Origin of the sequence: Odoribacter sp. N15.MGS-14 (assembly GCF_000980245.1) — a bacterium.
Taxonomy (GTDB): domain Bacteria; phylum Bacteroidota; class Bacteroidia; order Bacteroidales; family Marinifilaceae; genus Odoribacter; species Odoribacter splanchnicus.
The window spans coordinates 25896-47801 of the sequence record NZ_LARE01000017.1 but is presented as its reverse complement, the minus strand read 5'-3'; the positions used below and the strand labels follow the sequence as shown (position 1 = coordinate 47801).

The following is a 21906-nucleotide window of genomic DNA, read 5'->3' as shown; positions in this document are numbered from 1 at the left end:
AAAGAGACTACTATGGAGGTAAAAACGATATTGGGAAAACAGGAACTTAGCAAAACAGATTTAGTGGCGTTGTTGGATTGCCGGGATACAACGGAAGCAGAATTATTCCGGCATAGCCGACAGCTTCGGGATGCGACCATAGGGAACGGCGTTCACATGCGAGGCCTGATCGAGATTTCGAATGTATGCATCAAAGATTGCCTTTATTGTGGGATCCGGAAATCGAACAGCCAGGCCCAGCGCTACGAGCTGAACGATGAAGAAATCGTCGAAGCAGCTATCTTTGCTTACCGGAATCACTATGGTTCGGTGGTGTTACAAGGTGGCGAACGCCATGATCCGGCTTTTATCCTACGCATCGAACGGCTCGTCAGGGAGATCAAACACCTGAGTAACCAGCGTTTGGGGATCACTCTCTCGCTGGGAGAACAAACCGAAGACACCTACCGGAGATGGTTCGATGCAGGAGCTCACCGCTATCTGCTCCGGATCGAAACTTCGAACGAATCACTCTACCGAAAAATTCATCCTGCCGGCCAGCTTCATGATTTTCACACCCGGCTGGAATGTATCCGCAGCCTTCAGCGTTGCGGTTACCAGACCGGTACAGGTGTGATGATCGGACTTCCTTTTCAAACGACCGGAGATCTGGCCGACGATTTGCTCTTTTTGAAATCGATGGATATAGACATGGTGGGCATGGGACCTTATCTGGAACACCGGGATACTCCCCTATGGCGATACCGGGAAGCCCTTCCTTCCCAACAGGAACGTTTAAGGTTAGGACTGCATATGGTCAGTTGTCTCCGGCTGTTGATGCCTGATATCAATATCGCTGCGACGACAGCTTTACAGGCAATCGACCCGGAGGGACGGGAAAAAGCGCTGGAAATCGGTGCCAACGTAATCATGCCTAATATCACTCCTCTCGGCAACCGGGGCAACTACCGCCTCTATGAGAATAAGCCGGGCATGGATGAAGGAGCCGAGGAATCGACACGCCGGTTGATGGAAAGCGTCAAGCGAAGCGGATGCGAAATACAACTGGATACGTGGGGAGATTCCCTACACTTTCAGAACAGAGTGAAAAAATAGGTCAGGCTGCGGGCAACAAAGAACGGAAAGGCTCGAAAGCAGCTAAAATCACCAAGCCTCCCAACACGGTGATCAATACCCCGGACACCCGGTTGATGGTGATCAATACCCGAAGCCGGAATTTCTTCCGGAAAATGTTCACCAGCGTCGAAAGCGTATACCACCACAAACCACCGCCGATCACCACACCGGACAAAACGAACAATTCGATCCGATACGAAGGATCATCTCCGAAAACCGAAGCACCGGCAAAGACAGCCATAAAAACGACAATAGCCACCGGATTAGAAACAGTCAGAAAAAAAAGGGTCAGAAAATCACCCAGCAACCCTTTTTTAGTGACCCGCTTTTTCATCCGGATTTGCTTCAAGGGATTATCGAAATAGATTTTCAATCCTACGATAATCAGAAAAATTCCCCCGATGATCTGTAGGATCAACTCGTGAGTCTGTATGACATTGATCACGAATCCTAATCCGAAAGCCGCCACCGTAGCATAAAAAAGATCTGCACAGGCCGCTCCCATTCCGGCGACAAAACCGGCTAAAGCTCCTTTCTGTAATGTCTTTTGTATAATCAGTACACCCATCGGACCGAGTGGCACCGACACCATCAGTCCGATCAGTATTCCTCTGAAAATATAAACAACATCATACATGCTCTTCAAAGTTAAAATACACCTTATAAACGCTATAATCCGGACTTATACTTCCAGATTATCCGAAGAGAAACGATTCAAAATCGTATCATCATTGATCTCTTTCGACAAAGATTCAATAGTACTCATAGGTACATCGAACAAATCCAGAATCAACAAACCATCCAGGCACATATTAAATTTAGGGTCTATATTGAAACCGACAATACGCCCGTTCAATGAAATATATTTCTTCAATAAAATAGGAAGTTTATCGCTCGAAGGCTCTATATCACCGATCAACTTATCCAGCGTAGCGATATTATCCCCCGAAGCTTCCACCATTACATCCACATCGGGATCATGAGTCTCTACCCGATATTTACAGCGGGGAGAGATACACCGGGCCAACTCGGCATCCCAATGATTTCTGATGATAAACTTCATAATCAGTTCTTTCGAAACCTCCGAATATTTCCCGCTTATCGTCACCGGCCCGATCAGATAGCGGTATTCCGGATTCTTGATCAGGAAGTAAAGAATTCCTTTCCACAGCATAAATAAGGGCAACGGTTTACGCTGATAGTCTTCGATAATAAAAGAACGTCCTAATTCGATCGACTCATACAATACAGGCATGATCTGCTTGCGGATTTTGAACAGAGTATTGATATAAAATCCTTTTATCCCATAACGGTCGATGATATCCTTCCCTTTTCCCACCCGATAGGCCCCGACAATCCGGTCGGTATCGTTGTCCCAAATAAACAGATGATAATAGTATAAATCGAATTCATCCAGATCGATACTCCGGTTGGTGCCCTCGCCGACAGCCCGGAACGTCAGTTCACGCAAACGCCCGATCTCGTTCAGGATGTTCGGAATTTTCATGGTGGGAGCACAATAAACCGTATAATTTTTCATGGAAAACAACAGATAGTCTTCCATGATATCTTTAATTTCCTTTTGTAAAATTTCCACGGGAGTCTCCTTTGCTACCGGTTCGACCTGTTTTTCCGCCTTCTGGGATTTCAGGAAAAATTTTTTCACTTCGAGCGAAGATCCCAATAGATAAGTCTTTGCCCTCAAAAATTTACCGTATTGTATCAGATCGGCGAAAGAATTTTGAGTTTCTACAGAAATCGGATTTCCTACCCGTAATTTAATTACCCGGTTTTTCTTATTCAAGAGTTCCGAAGGTAATTTCACCGTTCGCAGCATCGGATGAATCATACCGAGTATCTGAAACAACATACTATTGGAACCTTTAAAATAAATCGGGATCACCGGCACATCGGCTTTCCGGATCAACTTCAACACAGAACGGCTCCACGCTTTATCTTCAATCGAATTCGAGTCGGCCTGGTAAGCAGATACCTCTCCTGCAGGAAACAGCCCCAACGCCCCTCCTTCCGATAAGTGCCTTAAAGCTTCTTTCAATCCCCCGGCACTCGAAATATCTTTCAGTCCCTCGAAAGGATTCACGCCTAAAAAATAATCTTTGATGGGTACGATCTTCTTCAGCAGAAAGTTAGCCATCACCTTATAATCGGGACGGATTTTACTCAACAACTTGATCAGGATAATCCCGTCAAGCCCACCGAAAGGATGATTGGAAATGGTGATAAAAGCTCCCTCTTTCGGTATTTTCTGAAGATCTTCTTCATTCACTTCGATCGTCACTCCCAGGGCTTCGATCAATCGGTCCAGAAAAGCTTCGGGATTATCGCTATATACATCGGAATACAGCTTGTTGATTTTATTCAGCCGCATGATATACATCACCAGCTTCGCCACCAGGCTTCCGCCCAGATTCCCCCCAAACCGATCCAACTTTGAGGCTTTCAATATATCGTTCGAGTCTATCAGATTCATATTATTTCCTACGTAAATCCATTAGTTTATGATCATTTCTTTGACCACTTCTTTTCCGACTTTTTCGTTCAGAGCTCTGATCAGTCCTTCTTTGACCATCATAATTTCATTTCTCACGACGGCAGAAGTGAAAGAGACGAAGAGCTTGCCATCCATCACCCGGACACTTTTCGTCCGGGAGGCAATCATTTGCCCCACAACTTCCGGCCAGATCATACAAACCTCATGCTCCTTAAATTTCTGTTCAAGGCCCATATTACGAAGCACCTGGTCGACCAGCTCATCGATTTGTTTTGTTTTCCCCTCTTTCATAAACAAGGCACCGAATTCCCTTTTTCAAATTACTTGCAAATATAATATTAAATCTCAAATGCGACCGGAAAATCAGGAAATCTCCCCTCCGGTAACTGTAAACAACTTATAATCCACCGCCTGGGCTCTCAGTATATCATCGATATGCCCGCGATTGGTGTCTGTGATAAAGACCTGTCCGAACATCTCTCCTCCTACGATTTTCACGATTTGTTCTACCCGGTCGGCATCCAGTTTATCGAAAATATCATCGAGGAGCAAGAGCGGTTTCACCTCACTCATCTGGTGTAACCAATGGTATTGTGCTAATTTCAAGGCAATCAGGAAAGTCTTTTTCTGTCCCTGCGAACCGATTTTACGAACCGCATAGTCACCGATATTCAGAACCAGATCATCCCGGTGAATACCGACAGTCGTGTAAGTCAACAATCGGTCGCGGTCGGCAGCCTGTTTCAAAGCCGTCAGGAAATTACCCTCTTTTACCGAAGGTTTGTATTCCAGACATACTTCTTCCCGCCCCAGAGACAACCGTTCGTAATAAGTCTGAAATACCGACCGGAATTCCTTCAGAAACGCGATCCTTTTTTGGCGGATCGCTTCTCCATGTTCGGCCAATTGCTCGTTCCATACTTCCAGCATTTCAGGATCGAGAAATTTACCGGCAGCCGATTTCAACAGCATATTCCGCTGAGTAAGTGCTTTATTATAACGAATCAGCCGATGCAGGTAAACCCGGTCGCACTGGCTGATAATACCGTCCACCAACTTGCGTCTCTCCTCACTTCCTCCGTCGATCAGGATAAAATCTTCGGGTGAGATCATTACTAAAGGGATCAGTCCGATATGTTCGGACAACTTATCATAAGCTTTCTGATTTTTCTTAAACACTTTTTTTTGACCCCGTTTCACTCCACAATAAACCGTCAGTTCTTCTCCCCCGCGTTCGTATTTTCCCTGCACAACGAAAAAAGGTTCTTCGTGCCGGATATTCTGCAGATCGGGCAGGTTAAAATAACTTTTACACATGGAAAGGTGATAAATAGCATCCAGGACATTGGTCTTTCCAACCCCATTATTTCCGACGAAACAATTGAAACCGGAAGTAAAAGTCAGGGTCGCCTCTGCGATATTTTTAAAGTTGATGATATTTAACTCCTTCAGTGTCATTTAACAAGCTATTCCTTATCCGGCATTCATAATTCAGGACAAAATTAGTCTTTTTCACCTAAAACACGCCCAAATCAATGGCTTATTTAAAGTCGATCGAAAAAAACTGCCGGATATTTCGATTTTCAATTAAAAAAGCTAATTTTGCAGGCTATTAAGAATAATGTAAAACCGGGCATAGCCGGTAGGTGTTAACACGGTAACCTTTATAACATTACAGATATGTCAAAAGAACAGAAAAAACGCGAGGATGGTTTCGAGCACTTGGAAGAGGCCCTGACCAGTGGTGAACAATTTATTGAAAAAAATCAAAAAATGATTGTGAATGTCGTCCTTGTTCTGGTAGTGATTATTGCCGGATATTTCGGATACAACAGATTCATTGCTGAACCACATGCCCAAGAAGCTGCCAACCAGATTTTCGGAGCGCAAAACTATTTCGAAAAAGATTCTTTCAATCTGGCCCTGAACGGAGACGGTAATGTGCTGGGGTTTATCGAAATAGCAGACAAATACAGCTCGACTCCCAGCGGTAATCTGGCAAAATATTATGCCGGATTGTCTTATTTATATATGGGCGAATATCAGAATGCCATCCAATATCTGGAAAAATTCTCTTCGGACGATTTATTATTGTCCAACTTAGCTAAAGCCAATATCGGAGATGCTTATATGCAATTAGGAGAATACCGGAAAGCTGCTGAAAATTACAAAAAGGCTGCAGCTTCTAAAACGAACGATTTTTCAACTCCTACTTTCCTGATGAAAAACGGCTTAGCCTTAGAGAAATCCAACGACTACAGCGGAGCTTTAAAAGTCTACGAGCAAATCGAACAGGAATATCCGGCATCGCCTGAAGGCCGGGATATTGAAAAATATATCGAAAGAGCTCAGTTGAAACTGAAAAAATAACAGAAAGCCCCGGCAACGGGGCTTTTTTCTTTCTTTTTTATTATTTTTGCAGGAGTATGTGTAGCATTCCCCACTGTGGAATAATTCGATCCCGACATGAAAAACTTGCTTATACTCCTTAGCATTCTATTGTCTTCTCCGTTTGTCGTAGCCCAGCATTTAGCTATCAACGGCAACGTCGCTATTGCAGATAACAGCCCGGAAGGAACACGGGTTGTCGTAACCAAAAACGGGAACAAGCTCGACGAACAGGTGCTGAATAAAAAAGGACATTTCGATTTGAAACTCGCTTTCGATGCCGACTACAAAATTTCTTTCGAAAAAACAGGTTACATCACCAAAATTGTCAGTATCAACACCGAAGTACCGGAAGAAAGCATTGAAAACAACCCCGATTTTCCTCCCGTCAAGTTGATCATCAATCTGTTGCCAAGTGTCGAAAAGATCGATCTATCCATATTCGATCAGCCTATTGCCATACTGACCTATCAGGCCGAACTGGACGATTTTACGTTCGACAAATCGTATTCAGATAAAATCAAAGACCGGATCGCCCAAACCGAACAAGCTGTAAAAAAACAATTAGCTGCCCGGGATGCCGCCGCCATCGAACAGGAACGGAAATTTGCCGAACTATTCAATAAAGGACTGGAATCGTTCGGCCGGAAAGCCTGGCAGGCAGCCATCGACAGCTGGACCCTGGCTCAAAATATGAAGCCCGGCAACAAAGAGGTGAAACAAAAAATTGCGGAAGCTCAGGAACAAGCAAAACTGGAAAAAGCCCGAAAGAGTGTCGAACTTCAAAACGAACAAACTTACCGACTACTGCTCGCTGCGGCCGACAGTTTATTCAGCCGGGAAGAGTACCCGGCGGCTAAAGAAAAGTATGCCTCGGCCAAACAAATCAAGACAAAAGAGCCTTATCCCCAGGAACAAATCCGTAATATCGACCGGTTATTGGCAGAGATCGCCCAAAAGGAAACTATAACACAACAGCAATTAGCCGAAGCCGAAGTTACCTATCAAAAAACAATCGCCCAAGCCGACCGTTCCTATCAAGCCCAGGAATACCGCCAGGCCATTACTACTTATCGGCAGGCACTGGCCTTAAAATCGGAAGAAGCCTATCCCCGGAATATGATCGGCAAAGCCGAGCAAGCCCTGGCAGCCCTGGAAAAGCAACAGGCTGACGAAGCAGAGAAACAACGCCAGGAAGAAGAAAGAATCAACACTTTAAAACTCAAATACACCGGGATCATAGCCGAAGCCGACCAGGCATTCAAAAACGAAAACTACAGTGCGGCCAAACTACGCTATTCCGAAGCCGATCAACTTAACCTGGGCGAAGATTATCCCCGTAAACGCCTCGGAGAGATCGAGCAAATCATCCATTCTTCGAAATACAAAGCCCGGCTGGCCGAATACAATAAAAACAAAACACTGGCCGAAAAGAATCTGGAACAGAAAAACTATGCTTCTGCCAAGGTATATTTCCAAAAAGCGTTGACCTTATCACCGGCCGACAAAGAGAGCATCAGGGAACGGATCGCCGAAACAGACCGATTGATTGAAGCCGAACAACTGGCTGCCTTAGATAAAGCCTATCAGACCAATATAGATAAAGCCGACAAAGCTTACGCTGAAAAAGCCTACGCCATTGCCAAATTCTATTATCAAAAAGCGTTGGAAATAAAAATCGGCGACAAACATGCTACCGAACGGCTGCAGGAAATAGAAAAATACATCGGAGAACGACAGACTAAAGAAGCCGAATTATGAAAAAAATCATCTATCTGTTTTGTCTGATCTGCACAATCACACTGGCCAAAGGCCAATACTACCGTCCCGACCGCGGATTTTTACCGGGCATCAATGCCGGATATTTTTACCCGACAGGCGATATGGGGAAAATCCTGAAAAACGGTATCGGGGGAAACGTATCGGCCAAATACCTAATTAACAAGATGATCGGTATAGGTTTCGAGGCAGGATATTACGGTTTCAAAACCAAAGTCAATCTAAACAAAGACGATGTCTCCCAAAAATATAAATACCACCTGATCCCGGTCCTGCTCGAAGCGACCTTTTATGTCCCGACATGGAACAGAACCACTTTGCCTTATCTGGGTATTCAGTTCGGGGGGTATTTCTCCCAGCTCGATGTAGGACGCCAATATACCGGTTATTCTGCCTCCCTTTCTTTTTCAAAACACCTGTTTCTGTTTTCACCGGGAGTGGGGCTTCATGGCGGTCTCTTGTTTCAACTCTCGGACAAGGTATGGATGGACCTGAAAGTGAGGGCCGATTATGTCCCCCGAATCGACGATGCATATGAGTACAACGAATATACCCAAGGTAACATCGGTTTCAACAAAATGCTGAATATCGGAGGAAATATCGGCCTGCTTTATCGGTTTTAAGGGTATATCCCTTGCAGTAATCTGTATTCCTTTCAGACACCGGCCGGCTAAAAAACGATTTTTTATCCAAACCGTAATTCCGCCCATCGATATGCTGAAAGAAATCACCGATCAAGACTTGTAAAGCAGTCTCAAATTCCTTTGAGCCTGCTTAAAGTTTCCACCGTTATTTCCTGTGAAGGGCGGCTCATATTCGGATTTACGACTTTCCCTTCAGGATCGAGCAAAATAAAATGGGGGATTCCCTGAATACCGAAAAATTTCATAAATGCAGGATCGCCTCCACAATTCAATTGAATCCCTCCCATCCGGTCGGTTCTGAGTTTCTTCTTCCAGGCCTGTAAATCCTTATCACAGGAAAGACTGACAAAACAGATTTTCTTACCGTGAAATTTCTTTTCCAATTCGCCCATATAAGGAATCTCCTCACAACAAGGCCGGCACCAGGTGGCCCACATATCCACGTACACATAATTTCCCCGGAAAGAAGAAAACTTCACTTCTTTGCCAGTTGAATCGCGATAACAAAAATCAGGTATTTCGCGTCCGATCAAAGCGATTTGCTGCTGAGCCTGCGGATTGACCGGATAAACGGTTTTCGAAGCCAATGCATCAGCACCTACCTGCAACAATTCCGCTTCCTTTTTGCTGCCTACAATCCGGTAAACTTCACCACCTTCGCCATTGACAAACAAAAGGGTCGGGAAGGCATTGATTTTATAAGTATTCAAAATCACCGGTCCCTCTCCTTTTTCCATATCCATCTTCACATTTATAAAATGCTCATTGTAAAACTCCCCCACTTTTTTCGACGGAAAAACCTGCTGTTCCATTTGCTTACAAGGCTGGCACCATTCCGTATAACAATCCACAAAGATCAATTTTCCTTCCTTTTTCGCTATTTCCAACAGTTCTTTCCAACTTCCTTCTGCAAAGCGTATTCCCTGTGCCTGCCCACCCAAGGCCAATCCACACAGCATTGCTATGATAAAATAAACTTGCTTCATTTCTTAAAATTTTACCGTTTTTTCATTTTTTACCTCCTACCCCTCACTCCTCAACATCATATTCGACAGATTTCTTTTCGACCATATCCACCGGTGTCCCGCCGAAACGCTGATAATGTTCGAGAATTGTCCCGTCTTTTGCATTTATCTTATACACATCTCCTTTGTATTTCTCCGGTCTGTCTGTCTCCACTCCGACAAACAAGGCCAAATTATCGACAGATACTTTCAGCATCGTTATCCGGCAATTATCCGGTAAAGCACATTCGAAAGGGATAGAAGGAAACTTAAAATCAGGATCCGATAAATTCAACACATAAAGCTGACGGCCTCCATCCGAATAATACAACCAATTGATACCGGAATTAACGGCCATAACCGAACCTTCGGCTAAATGATGACCGGACAGAAAAACCAGCGAATCCTGTCCTTTCAATTTTCCTGTAGCGGTATGGGCCCGGGCCAGTGCAGCCTGATCAGTAACCGGATCATAAAATAAAGAACTGAACTGATATGTTCCGCCAGACATATTTTTTCCCCATCCCAGCCAGGGAAGTCCGATATAAGTCTCCGATATCCGAACTTCATCATACTGATTTTCATCATAAGAAGGGATATCGTAACTATTCATAAAATACATAAACCGCCCCGACAGATTATCATACCCCAAAGTAGAATTCCGGGTATTCAAAAGCATCGGAGACAACCGATAGTCCACCAATCTTTCTTCATCTCCTTCGACGTGGATCGGTTTTAAAGAAGAAGCCATATAACGGCTTTGACGGGCCTGTTTAGGATAAATAATCCCATCTTTACCGATAGCCCCTCCGAATTCGGTAATCGCATCTTCAAACCGGCAATACACCATATCATATTCCTGGGCAGGCCCGGTAAATGAATTTTCGTCGAACAAGGCAATCTCTTTAAATAGTACAAGATCCAACTCATGAGAGGAAGCTGAAGTATGTACAAAAACAGTTCCACCATAAGAGTATTCATCGGACTGCTCTATTGCTAAGGCCTTCCCCTTCAACTCTCTCTTATTCTCCAAACTATACACATCCCGCATGATTTTATTAGTCGGATTATTCAATGTACTCATAAAAGAAACTTCCGGATAATCCTCATAATCACTCAATAACAATAGTCCTTTTGAATAGGGTGAGAAAACCTGAACCTCAAAATCAGCAAAAAAACGGACACTATCATCTTCCGGCAAAGTAACTTCCATACGAGCCTGATATTTTTTAGCCTTATCCGACACAACATAACAAAGGTCCTCGGTTTCCGCAATCTTTTTCTGATCCAGATACCAGGCATAAATCAATTTAGCTTTCTCATTCAGGCTATTTTCTAAAGTAACCGGAATTTTCAAGGTATCCCAGCGCAATATTTCGTAAGGGTCTTCTTTAATCCCCGATATTTTTACTTCATTGATCGGATGATAGTCATAATTTCCTTTATCCTCATAACAGGAAACTGTAAGAAGCACAATCATCCAGAAAAAGGCATATATTCTTATATTATTCATAAGTTCATCATTTTTTTAATTAGCATACTATATTTCCAGGCGTTTACCGGTAAAAGGATCGATCACGATATTATTTTCAAAATATTCGCGGACAACATTAGCTACATAAGCACAATAAGGATTATTCCCATAAGGGTCGATTTCCTCACTTCCATACACTTCGATCACTTTCTCATATTTCAACGGATGGTATTCCCCCAGGATAAATTCAAAAGCCCACCACCAATCGGGTTCCAGCACATAAGCACTGAAATTCACTTTCAGGGTTGAAAATTCAACATAAGCAATCCCTAAATCTTCTGTCGGTTCGAGTTTTAACAAAACATTCCGGTTAAAAACTTTCTCAAAGGCCTGTTTATTCAGCACCAAAGGGAACGAATCCACGCCGACATTACGGTGAAAGATATATTCATCCGCTAACTTATCGAAATCCACACCTTCCTTACCGGTACTGCTATCGGCAACAACGACCACTTTATAATTTCTGTCGAAATCTTTACGGGCTCCCATAATCTGTAATTGAATCCACAAAGTATCTTTCCCATCCGGAAGGTCTTTCCCATATACAGTATGAACAATACTATCCACCAACAGATCTGTTTCTATTCCTAAATCGTTTATTTTTTTCGGATATTTGAAATATATCTTACCGTCATCTTTAAAATCGAAAGCAGGATCTGTTTCGCACGACTGTCCTAACCAAGCAACGACAGCCACTAAAGCGATGATTATTTTATTTTTCATAATTATTCATTTTTCAGTTTTCCAAATTCCGGATTCCCGGTCCCCATATTTAATTTCATCCTGTGGTAAAGGCCATACCAGAACTTTATTTTCATTCGGAATATTTATACCTAAAGGATGGATAGCCGCTTCCTCTTCAATCAGGCGTTTATAAGCATAAAAGAACTGTCCATCTCCGATATATTCTTTGCGGTATTCTTTCAACACTTCGGTCAATACTTCCGTCCGGTCGGCATTCACCGGCAAAGAACTATGAATTTCACGGGAAGGCAAAATCTCCTCCAACAAATCGTATGCTTCGGCGGGATGAGCTTCGGCAGCGATGTAATACATTTCAGCCAATGTTATCATCCTCACCTTTTCTTTGGCATACTCCAAATCCGCATTATGTTTCAATAAATAAGAAGTGCCCCAGGATGTTTTAAACCAATGTGTCTGACGCAGATCACGTGTTCCCTGCCCATAAATATCACTCAATTTATTGATTAAAATCTTTTTAACTCCATAAGATTCATCGAAATTCGACTTATAAAAAGCATCTACCTGTGCTGAATATAATCCGAAAATAAATTCGTCGGTAAACAGAATATCCCTGTATTTCGCCTGTTCGCCACTCACCAGAATATGTTCTTCCTGAATGGGCCGGAATTTACCGCTTTCGATGACTTCCATCGCATAATCATAGGCTTTCTCCATATCGTCGGTTGTCCCTAAAGTCAGGTGTACCCGTGCCAGTGTCCCTAATACGGCATAATAATTCATCCGGTATTTCCTTGTTTTCAGAAAATCGGATGTATAATAACCCTCATTTTTATCAGTTACATCGTCCGATTCTTCTTTCTTTTCACTTTCTCCCAACCAGTCGGGACCATTTGTCCGGATCACATCGTTGGATAAAAGTTGTTTTGCTTCAGTCAGGTCAGCCAGAATCTCCTGATACACCTCTTTAACTTTTAACTGAGGTTCGATATCCGGTGAAAAAGTTTTCCGATAGGGGATCGACTTATATTCAGGATTTTTCTTTACATCCGGTGCAAAAATCCGGATTAATTCAAAATGCAGATAGGCCCGCAGAGCCAACGCTTCTCCTCTCAAATAATCATAATTGCTACAAATCTGTACCGCTTCAGGTTTATCCAGGTATTTCAGTAAATTATTCGTCAGACCGATACAATAATAAATACGCATCCATAAAGCATCGGATATAGCTGTACAAGAGGGATGCTCATATTCGAAGGTTTGATAGTGCCCATAAGGACATTCAGAAATATCATAATAACTATAGTACTGAGCCGTCATGTCCAGAGCAGTCTGTAACGTACCTCCATATAAATCGCTTTTTCCCATGTTTACATATATTCCGTACAACGCATCCATAAACCCTTGCTCGGTATTGAACATATCATCCTCATTCACTTCAGTTTCAGGTTTCACGTCCAGCCAGTTTTCACATCCGCTTAATGTAACCGCAGCCAGCAGAAAACTTATTATCTGTATATATTTCCTCATAATTCTCATTTTTAGTATTTATACCCTATTACAAACTAGCAGACAAAGAAAAAGTAAATTGCCGGGCAAACGGATAAGACAATCCCCGTTCTTCTTTTACCGAAGAGAAACGGGCAATATCTCCCATATTGAAATTAAAACGCAAGCCGGTAAGACCGATTTTCCGGCATAATTCCCGTCGCATTTCATAACCGAGCGATATACTACCGATCTGAAAATAATTGTAATCCTGTACAAAGCGGGTCGTCAGATTCGACACATTTTCTTCCAAAGCGATATTTTTAAAAAAGGTCCGGTCGCCCGGTTTTTTCCAACGGTCATACAATACCCGCCGGTCACAATTACTATTGGGATTCACCCCTTCCACCCGGGAAGCCAACGTCTGATTATAAGTTTGTCCACCCCATTGGAAATTGAAAGACATATTCAGGCTAATTCCCTTAAAGGTCAGAAAAGAATTCAAAGTGCCTCTGAATTTGGGATCTGTCGTTCCACAAACCACTTTATCATTGTAATCCCAAATGGTAGTCAGGCTGCCGTCTTTTTTCACAAACACTTCTTTACCGGTTTCCGGATCGATTCCCAAAGAAGGCACAGCCTTCAAGGCATCGAGTGATTCTCCTTCTTCGTATAAAGGTACCGGTTTCTTGGTTTCATTTTTATTGTTCTCATCATTCATCGCTCCCAGCTTATCCGTGATCTTTTTGATCTTATTCTTACTGTCACTGGTACCGAAAGCCAAAGACCAATACAGTTCCCGTTCAGTATCCCTCAGCATCTGAGTACGTAAATTCAGAGACCACCCATTATTTTCCATCTCTCCGAAATTTTCTTTATAATCGATAAACCCAAGAGAGGGTGGCAGACTGATATCCATCAATACATCCTTGGTATATTCACGGAAATACTCTCCGGTCAGAGAAAAACGTCCCTCCCAGAAATCCAGATCACATCCCAGATTCACCGTAAATTTGCGTTGCCATTTCAGATCCTCATTTCCCAAAGCAATGATATCGGCTCCGACTCCGTTCAGGTAAATATTATCCGATGAATATTGATAAGTAGTCTGGGCCTGATAAGGGGAAAAGGTCACATTACCGGTATATCCTACAGAACTCCTTATTTTTGCCTGAGTTAACCACTCCGGATTTCCCCAGAATTTCTCGTTATGAATATTCCATCCGATACCTGCCGACCAGAAAGGAGCAAACCGGTTTTTCTTACCGAATTTGGAAGAACCGTCTGTCCGATAAGAAAAATCGAACAAATAACGGTTGTCGTATGCATAACTGGCATTAGCAAAGAAACCGATCAACCGGTCCTGGGATACCGATCCTCTGGGTTTCGCACCCTCCCGGTATTGCATGGCAAAATCCAGATTAGTCAGCTTATCACTCAAGAAACCGGTAGCTGAAAAACTTTTATTATCTTCTTTATTATCCTGCATATTGGCCCCTAACACCAAGGTAAACATATGCTTATCGATAGATTTCCAGGCATTCACCACAATATTTCCATCCATAGAATGGGTCGAACTGCTACTATAATCGTAGGATCCTTTATCTTTATCATCCTGCTGATCTTCAAACTGACTCGATTTTGGCGATACAAAGACATCACTATGGGTCGTCCCGTAGGTATAGGCAAAACGCCCGGTCAGCCGTATTCCTTCGACAATATACCATTCAAAATCAAAATTGTCATTGAAGGAAGTGCTCTTACTTTTATTGACATTATTCAGTGTAGCATCAAATACCGGGTTAGCCTCTCCGTTAGACAAGCGTTTAATACAGCGTCCCATCTCATCATAGGCTCTTTCGTAGGGATTAACTTCCGTATATTTACTGAAACTTCCATAAGGAGATTCCTCTGTATTATTCTGATCAACAGACAACATATTCCCGATACGTAATTTTTGACTGATCGTATAATTCCAGGTAAAACTCAAACCCAACCGATCCCGTTTGGATCCTTTCATAACCCCCGGGTTATTGCCGTAATTGATGTTGATTCCATACCGGGAATTTTCATTTCCTCCTCCCAGATATAAAGAATGCGTATGTTTGAAAGCCGTGCGGAGCGGTTTGGAAAGCCAATAGGTATTTACTCCCCGGAGCACTTCTTTGTGGCGTGACTCATATAACCGATCCAATTTCCTTTGCTGTCCGATATTACCGTCTTTATCTTTATACACTCCGGCCAAACGTTCGAATTCAAGTTTTTCGGCGGCATTCAACAAGTCATAATCGGTCAGATCCGGGATTTCAACCGTAGCATTAAAATTATAACTGGCGGTGAGGCGTCCTTTTTCCGGCATTTTCGTTTCGATTACAATCACCCCGTTGGCAGCCCGTGAACCATAAATAGCGGTGGCCGAAGCATCTTTCAGGATTGTGATCTGTTTGATTCGCTCGATATCGAAGTCGAATACTTTTTGCATATCCACTTCATAACCGTCCATAATGAAAAGAGGATTATTGGATTTCCCTTCGAAACTCGATTTCCCGCGAATAAGGATTTCCGGCAATTTATTCGGGTCGGAACCGTATTCATTATTCTCGACGATCTGCAACGAGGGCTCATAAGCCTGTAAAGCCTTGAACAAATTCGTCGGACTGATCCGCTTCAATTCTTCTGCCTGTACGGTTACTGCCGAACCGGTATAAGAACTTTTGGTCTTGGTAAAATAACCGGTCACAACCACTTCGTCCATTTTCTGAGCTTCCTCCTCCAGCACAATATACAGAACCCTCTGTTCTCCAGGTTTTACGGTCTGTGTTTTATAACCGATAAAAGAAACCTGCAGCATCAGATCTTTTATTTCGCCTACTTCCAGTTTAAACTTACCATCCTGATCGGAGACAACCCCCATTTGAGTATCTTTGATACGTACCGTCGCTCCCGGCAGCGGGTTACCGTCTTTATCCTTGATCTGACCGGTAATCGTCACTGTTTTCAGTGCTTGTGGCAATGGTTTTCCCTTAGGGGAAATGACGATCACACTATCCAGAATAGAATAGCTCAGAGGCAGACCGGCAAATATTTTATCCAACATCTCATGCAGCGTCGCATTTTTAAGCGACACATTCACCTGAATGCCTTGCAGTTCGTTATCATTATATAAAAACTGCATATCGGTCTTTTGGCTGATCTCGGTCAAGACCTCTATCACGCTGGCATTTTGTTTCATCAGCGATAGCCTGGTATTCTGCGAATAACCGTTTGCCGCCACCGATAAAAATGAATCGAACAGAAAAAAGACACATAATTTCATCATTAACATCATTTTTCTCAGGCCAGGGAGTTTTCCCGACCTACCGTTTCGTTTTTTTTTCATAACTTTGTTTGATTTTAATCGTTTGTATTAGATCGACTTTTTATGCAGAAGGTGTTGCGACCACCTTCTGTATTTTTTATTGTATCATTTCGACTACGACTGTTTTATCTGTCTTTTTGAACCGGATATTCGTCGTCAGTTCCAACATTTTCAATACCTTCGATAAATCCGAATATTTAGGAATACTCCCGGAGAATCGTTTTATTTTCAGGCTTTCCCCAGCAAAAAAGAAACTGACATCATACCAGCGTTCCAGTTTCCGGGTCACCGCTTCCAATTCTTCACTGACAAACACAAAACGGTCTTGTATCCAGGAACAATAAAGGGCGGCATTCACTTCTTTCACCTCGATTCCCTTTTCGGTGTATATCGCCTGTTGTCCGGGCTTCAATAATTGTTTACCCTTTTCACCGCTAACTTCGACACTTCCCTGCAACAAGGTCGTGTATATCCCCGGTTCTCCCTCATAAGCAGTGACGTCGAAAGAAGTTCCTAATACCTCGACTCGTTGTTTTCCCGATTGTACGATAAAAGGCCGGGCTTCATTCCGGGCAACCTCAAAATAAGCCTCTCCTTCCAGGGTCACTTGCCGGTTTTTACCTGTAAAACGAACAGGATACCGCAATTCCGATGCACTATTCAACCATACCCGGCTCCCATCCTCCAATACCAATGTATATTCGCCTCCTCTCGGGATTCGCAGGATATGCCATTCTTCGGGAGTTTCCTGCTGTAACGAATCCTGGTGATAAGCCAAACGCCCCTGATCGTTGATCCATAAGCGTTCCCCTTGCCCGAGCGACAAACAAGTGTCTTTTATACCGTTCAACACCAATTCTTTTCCATTCTCCAGCACTAACACCGCCTGCTGGTGAAACTCCTTCGGGCCGACTGCAGCCAGAGTCATCTCTTTACGGGTATCCGGCACGAAATACAGGAAACCGATCCCTCCTATTATAAATAAAATCACCACTGCGGCGACATACCGCCAATAGCCCGGATGGATTTTACGGCGATTCGTTATTCTACAATAACGTTCCAGCTCTTCCCACCTCTTCGCTGTATGAAAAGAAGCATAAAGTGACAAAGCTCCTTTCAGATTCTCTCTTGTAGTAAAAGTATCGAACCACTCCTGATTTTTAGGATCCTGTTTTAACCAGCAGGCCAATTCGGCCTCATCCTCCGGTGTCAGCTCTCCCTTTATCCAGGCAGCCACCCAACGATAGATTTCCTCGTTTTTATCCATAACATTTAATCTTAGCCTGATCAGTACTCCTTCAATTCGTATATCTACACTGAAATCGGTATTTCCTCATCCTTGATTAATCAGAAAGTCCGAAGGTCTGACACCGATCAATACCCAAAGGACGCTAATCATTTCTGAGTATTTTAATCCTTTTTACTATTTAAACACACCCGATAAGGAAATAGGTGACAAGAGGTATGAAAAAAATTAAAATTCGAAAAAAAATAGAGTCATATAGACGAAAAGTTCTCCCAACCGTCCTTTCAGATAGGCCTTGGCCCGTTGTTTTTGCGTCTTGACCGTATTGACAGAAACCCGCAGGAGTTCGGCGATTTGTTTTTCTTCTTTTTCCTGAAGATAAGCCATATAAAAGATTTCCCGGCACCGTTCCGGTAATTCATCGATCGCTTCGAATAATTCGGTTACCACTTCGGATTCCATCTGCCTGAGGAGGAAACAATCCTGATCTTCTTCGGATTCCGGGACAGCTTTACGATCATTCCTTGCGCGGATTTCCAAATCGCGCAGATAGTTCAGGCAGCCGTTTCTGACACTGGTATACAAAAAAGTACGAATCGTCTTTTCATTGGGAAAGGTGGACAAATCGTATTTCCAGAAAGCGACGAATACATCTTGTACCAAATCCTCCGCCACATCCTGATCTTTGATTATCCGGGAGGCAAAAAAGCACAATGGACGATGCCAGGAATAAAAAAGCTCCTGGAAAGCTTCTTTTTCCCGTTGTTGCAAACGCCGTATGAAATCTTCCTGATTGATCACTGCCCTTATTCCTACTTTGTGCGTATAAAAGTAAATAAAAACAAATAAAGGTGCAACCGGTATTTCCGATTGCACCTCATTTTCAGCTTACACTTGTCCGCTTATTATTTTACTTCCCAGGTATCCCCGCTATTCAGCAAGTCTTCCATACAATGGATCTTAGAAATTTTCTTTACTTCTTCGATCTGATCGTCCAGAGCCTGGTCGTAAGTATGCGCTTCGACATCACGGATAACTCCCAGGGCAACCGGGAATTCCGGAGCTTTCATATTGACGAGCATCCAATGCAGGAACGGATTGGGATTATGTGCATCGTGAACCAGGATATCTTTTTCAGTGATACCGTCTTTACCGATTTCGACCACTTTCAGCTCACCTGATTTTGCCAATACCAAACCTTTATCTTTGTTTTTACCGAAGATCATCGGTTCACCGTGACGCAAAACGATCTGACGCTCTTCTTTCAACTCTTTATCCGTTACAGCAGAATGAGCACCATCGGCAAAGATGACACAATTCTGAAGCACTTCTACCACAGAAGTTCCCTGGTGTTTTACAGCTGTTTCCAGAATTTCAGCGGTCAAGTTCACGCTGGTATCGATCGAACGGGCGAAAAATTTACCCTGAGCACCGATGCAAAGCTCTCCAGGATTGAAAGGATGCTCGATCGTTCCGTAAGGAGAAGTTTTGGTTTTAGTTCCCAATTTGGTAGTCGGGGAATATTGTCCTTTAGTCAGACCATAAATTTCATTGTTAAACAACAAAATGGTAATATCCACATTCCGGCGGATAGCATGAATAAAATGGTTACCCCCGATAGCCAATGCATCACCATCACCGGAGATCTGCAATATATTCAGTTTCCGGTTGGCATTCTTCGCTCCGGAAGCAATAGCGGCAGCACGTCCATGAATTGTATGGAACCCATAGGTATTCATATAATAAGGGAAACGGGAAGAACATCCGATACCGGAAATCACAGCCCAGGATTCTTTGGGATAGCCCAGTTCAGCCATCGCTTTTTGCACGGAATTAATAATACCGTGATCACCGCAACCCGGACACCATCTGATTTCCTGGTCGCTTTTAAAATCTTTAGGAGTATATTTTAATTCGCTCATTTCAATTTCTAATTTTCGATTTCTGATTCTAAATATCTTTCATCCTTGTTTAAGTCGAAGAGCTTAAATTATTTTATTGATTTTTTCTTTCAATTCTACGACAGTAAAAGGTAATCCAGCCACCTTATTTACTTGCAGGTAATTGAATTCGGGAAATTTACTTTTCAGATATTTAGCAAACTGTCCGAGATTCAATTCACATACGACGATTTTCTTATAACGAGCCAACACATCCCGTGTATTTTTCGGCAGCGGATTGATAAAGTTGAAATGGGCCAAACTGACATCTTTTCCTTCAGCCCGCATTTCAGACACTGTGGTATAAAGGTGACCATAAGTACCTCCCCATCCGACAACCAAAATATCGCCTCCTTCAGGATTACCGTATACTTCCTGTTCGGGCAGATCATTTGCAATCCGGGCTACTTTTTCTTCACGCAGATCGGTCATGACCTGATGATTCTCGGGCACATAACTGATCGTTCCGGTAATATTCATCTTTTCCAGTCCGCCGATCCGGTGTTCCAAGCCTTTGGTACCGGGTAAAGCCCAGGTTCTGGCCAGAGTTTCGGGATCACGGGCATAGGGTTTATAATCATCACCTTCTTTAGCCAGACGCAATTTTATCTCAGGTAATTTAGCCATGGAAGGAATCAACCAAGGCTGAGCTCCGTTGGCCAGGAAGCCGTCGGTCAGCAGGACTACCGGAGTCATATGCTCGAGCGCAATCTTTCCGGCCATAAAAGCATAGTCGAAACAGTTTCCTGAAGTACTGGCAGCGATTACCGGCATCGGACATTCACCATTACGGCCGTAAAGTGCCTGTAATAAGTCGGACTGTTCGGTCTTCGTAGGCAGACCCGTAGAAGGCCCTCCCCGTTGTACATCCACGATCACCAAAGGCAATTCAGCCATAACTGCCAATCCGCAAGCTTCCGATTTCAGCGCCAATCCGGGACCTGAAGTCGTCGTACAGGCAAAATTACCGGCATAGCTGGCACCGATAGCGGTACAGATACCACCGATTTCATCCTCAGCCTGATAAGTCTTAGCACCCAAATCACGACGAAGTGCCAATTCATGCAAAATATCGGTAGCGGGAGTGATCGGATAAGAACCACAGAATAAAGGCAGTCCTGCTTTTTCTGCAGCTGCCAACAATCCCCAGGCTGTGGCTTTATTACCGGTAATCGTACGGTATTTACCTTTTTCGATGGTAGCCGGAGCTACTTTAAAATGAGTGGCTAACGCATGTACATTAGCAGCATAATTATAACCGGCTCTCAACACCATTTTGTTGGCAGAAGCAATAGCCGGTTTTTTGCCGAATTTAATATCGAAGAAAGCTTCGGTATGCTCTACAGATTGCTCGAACATCCAATAGATCATTCCCAAAGCAAACATATTTTTACATCTCAATATCGATTTCTGATCCAAACCGGTCTCTTTCAGCGCTTCGATAGTCAGCTCGGTTACTTTCACCGGAACAACATTATAGTCCGACAAAGAACCGTCTTCCAACGGATTTGCAGTATAACCGGCCCTTTCGATATGTTTGTCGGTAAAGGCATCGATATCTACAATAATAGTACCTGCTTTTTTAGCCCAACGTAAGTTCGCTTTTAAAGCAGCCGGATTCATAGCCACGAGGACATCGGCATAATCACCCGGAGTAGTAATGTGCTCTTCTCCAATGTGTACCTGGAAACCGGACACGCCACCAACAGTACCTTGCGGGGCACGAATTTCTGCCGGATAATCCGGAAATGTTGCTACGTCATTTCCAAATAAAGCAGCTGTATCCGAAAACTGCTGCCCGGTTAATTGCATTCCGTCTCCCGAATCTCCGGAAAAACGAATGACAACATCATGTTTTTCGATAACTTTTGTCTCTTGACTCATGGTTGAATAAGTAGTTTTAATTGTTGCTGACGTCAATCAGCTTACTTCATTGTAAATGTAAAAGGGAAAATTACCACTTTAACTATTCATTTTAACAATCTTATAACATTCTCCGAATGCTATTTTTATGTTTTAAAACATGGTAAAGGTAGCGAAACCTCCCTTTTAAACAAGTTTAATCCGAACATTTTTTCCTGATTTGCAATAACTCTGATAATCAACGATTCTGCAAACGATTTTCAAGTTTTCGAAACGCTTTAAAATGAAATCGTTCTAAACAATCTTCCCAAAAACGACATTTTTTTTGTATA

17 protein-coding genes are annotated in these 21906 nt (G+C 43.1%); 4 read left to right on the top strand and 13 right to left on the bottom strand.

The features are described from left to right. Positions 1 to 12: 12 nt before the first annotated feature. Positions 13 to 1095 carry a [FeFe] hydrogenase H-cluster radical SAM maturase HydE gene (gene hydE, locus WS34_RS05845; RefSeq protein WP_013612476.1) on the top strand — a complete coding sequence of 361 codons (1083 nt, stop codon included), beginning with the start codon at positions 13 to 15 and terminating at the stop codon, positions 1093 to 1095. Position 1096: 1 nt separating this feature from the next. On the opposite strand, the gene WS34_RS05840 is transcribed toward hydE, so the two are convergent. The 4 genes from WS34_RS05840 to recF form a co-directional block, all read right to left on the bottom strand. Continuing rightward, positions 1097 to 1753 carry a LysE family translocator gene (locus WS34_RS05840; RefSeq protein ID WP_013612477.1) on the bottom strand — a complete coding sequence of 219 codons (657 nt, stop codon included), beginning with the start codon at positions 1751 to 1753 and terminating at the stop codon, positions 1097 to 1099. Between the two features lie 45 nt (positions 1754 to 1798). Next, entirely contained in the window at positions 1799 to 3607 is a 1809-nt protein-coding gene (locus WS34_RS05835; RefSeq protein ID WP_046402713.1) for a bifunctional lysophospholipid acyltransferase family protein/GNAT family N-acetyltransferase, read from the bottom strand. A gap of 21 nt (positions 3608 to 3628) precedes the next feature. Beyond that, complete coding sequence (locus WS34_RS05830) at positions 3629 to 3919, bottom strand: DciA family protein (RefSeq protein ID WP_013612479.1); 291 nt, start codon at positions 3917 to 3919, stop codon at positions 3629 to 3631. 72 nt (positions 3920 to 3991) lie between these two features. Next, complete coding sequence (gene recF / locus WS34_RS05825; protein ID WP_013612480.1) at positions 3992 to 5086, bottom strand: DNA replication/repair protein RecF; 1095 nt, start codon at positions 5084 to 5086, stop codon at positions 3992 to 3994. 222 nt (positions 5087 to 5308) lie between these two features. On the opposite strand from recF, the gene WS34_RS05820 reads away from it, so the two are divergent. From WS34_RS05820 to WS34_RS05810, 3 genes are all read left to right on the top strand, one after another. Continuing rightward, complete coding sequence (locus WS34_RS05820) at positions 5309 to 5998, top strand: tetratricopeptide repeat protein (protein WP_013612481.1); 690 nt, start codon at positions 5309 to 5311, stop codon at positions 5996 to 5998. 96 nt (positions 5999 to 6094) lie between these two features. Continuing rightward, positions 6095 to 7777 (top strand): hypothetical protein, encoded by a 1683-nt coding sequence (locus tag WS34_RS05815; protein WP_286693650.1) that lies wholly within the window; start codon positions 6095 to 6097, stop codon positions 7775 to 7777. Further along, complete coding sequence (locus tag WS34_RS05810) at positions 7774 to 8418, top strand: putative outer membrane beta-barrel protein (protein ID WP_013612483.1); 645 nt, start codon at positions 7774 to 7776, stop codon at positions 8416 to 8418. The genes WS34_RS05815 and WS34_RS05810 overlap by 4 nt, the downstream gene beginning before the upstream one ends. 131 nt (positions 8419 to 8549) lie before the next feature. Here WS34_RS05810 and WS34_RS15455 read toward each other — a convergent pair whose 3' ends face one another. From WS34_RS15455 to WS34_RS05765, 9 genes are all read right to left on the bottom strand, one after another. Next, positions 8550 to 9425 (bottom strand): TlpA family protein disulfide reductase, encoded by an 876-nt coding sequence (locus WS34_RS15455; RefSeq protein ID WP_286693649.1) that lies wholly within the window; start codon positions 9423 to 9425, stop codon positions 8550 to 8552. 43 nt (positions 9426 to 9468) lie between these two features. Next, a complete protein-coding gene (locus WS34_RS05800) occupies positions 9469 to 10956 on the bottom strand; it encodes a PKD-like family lipoprotein (protein WP_046403703.1) in 1488 nt (495 codons plus the stop codon). A 27-nt stretch (positions 10957 to 10983) separates the two neighbouring features. Beyond that, a complete protein-coding gene (locus tag WS34_RS05795) occupies positions 10984 to 11700 on the bottom strand; it encodes a DUF4843 domain-containing protein (protein ID WP_046403700.1) in 717 nt (238 codons plus the stop codon). Positions 11701 to 11706: 6 nt separating this feature from the next. After that, a complete protein-coding gene (locus tag WS34_RS05790) occupies positions 11707 to 13209 on the bottom strand; it encodes a RagB/SusD family nutrient uptake outer membrane protein (RefSeq protein WP_046403698.1) in 1503 nt (500 codons plus the stop codon). Between the two features lie 28 nt (positions 13210 to 13237). Then, the gene (locus tag WS34_RS05785) at positions 13238 to 16486 is read right to left on the bottom strand and encodes a SusC/RagA family TonB-linked outer membrane protein (protein ID WP_286693648.1); all 3249 of its coding nucleotides are present in this window, start codon (positions 16484 to 16486) and stop codon (positions 13238 to 13240) included. A gap of 136 nt (positions 16487 to 16622) precedes the next feature. After that, positions 16623 to 17792, bottom strand: coding sequence for a FecR family protein (locus tag WS34_RS05780; protein WP_087382298.1), 1170 nt, complete (start codon positions 17790 to 17792; stop codon positions 16623 to 16625). 207 nt (positions 17793 to 17999) lie between these two features. Continuing rightward, positions 18000 to 18647: an RNA polymerase sigma factor gene (locus WS34_RS05775; protein WP_272054952.1), complete on the bottom strand. Its 648-nt coding sequence runs from the start codon at positions 18645 to 18647 to the stop codon at positions 18000 to 18002. 29 nt (positions 18648 to 18676) lie between these two features. Beyond that, positions 18677 to 19693 (bottom strand): 2-oxoacid:ferredoxin oxidoreductase subunit beta, encoded by a 1017-nt coding sequence (locus WS34_RS05770; RefSeq protein WP_022161093.1) that lies wholly within the window; start codon positions 19691 to 19693, stop codon positions 18677 to 18679. A gap of 63 nt (positions 19694 to 19756) precedes the next feature. Beyond that, entirely contained in the window at positions 19757 to 21595 is a 1839-nt protein-coding gene (locus WS34_RS05765) for a 2-oxoacid:acceptor oxidoreductase subunit alpha (RefSeq protein WP_046403693.1), read from the bottom strand. Positions 21596 to 21906: the final 311 nt, after the last annotated feature.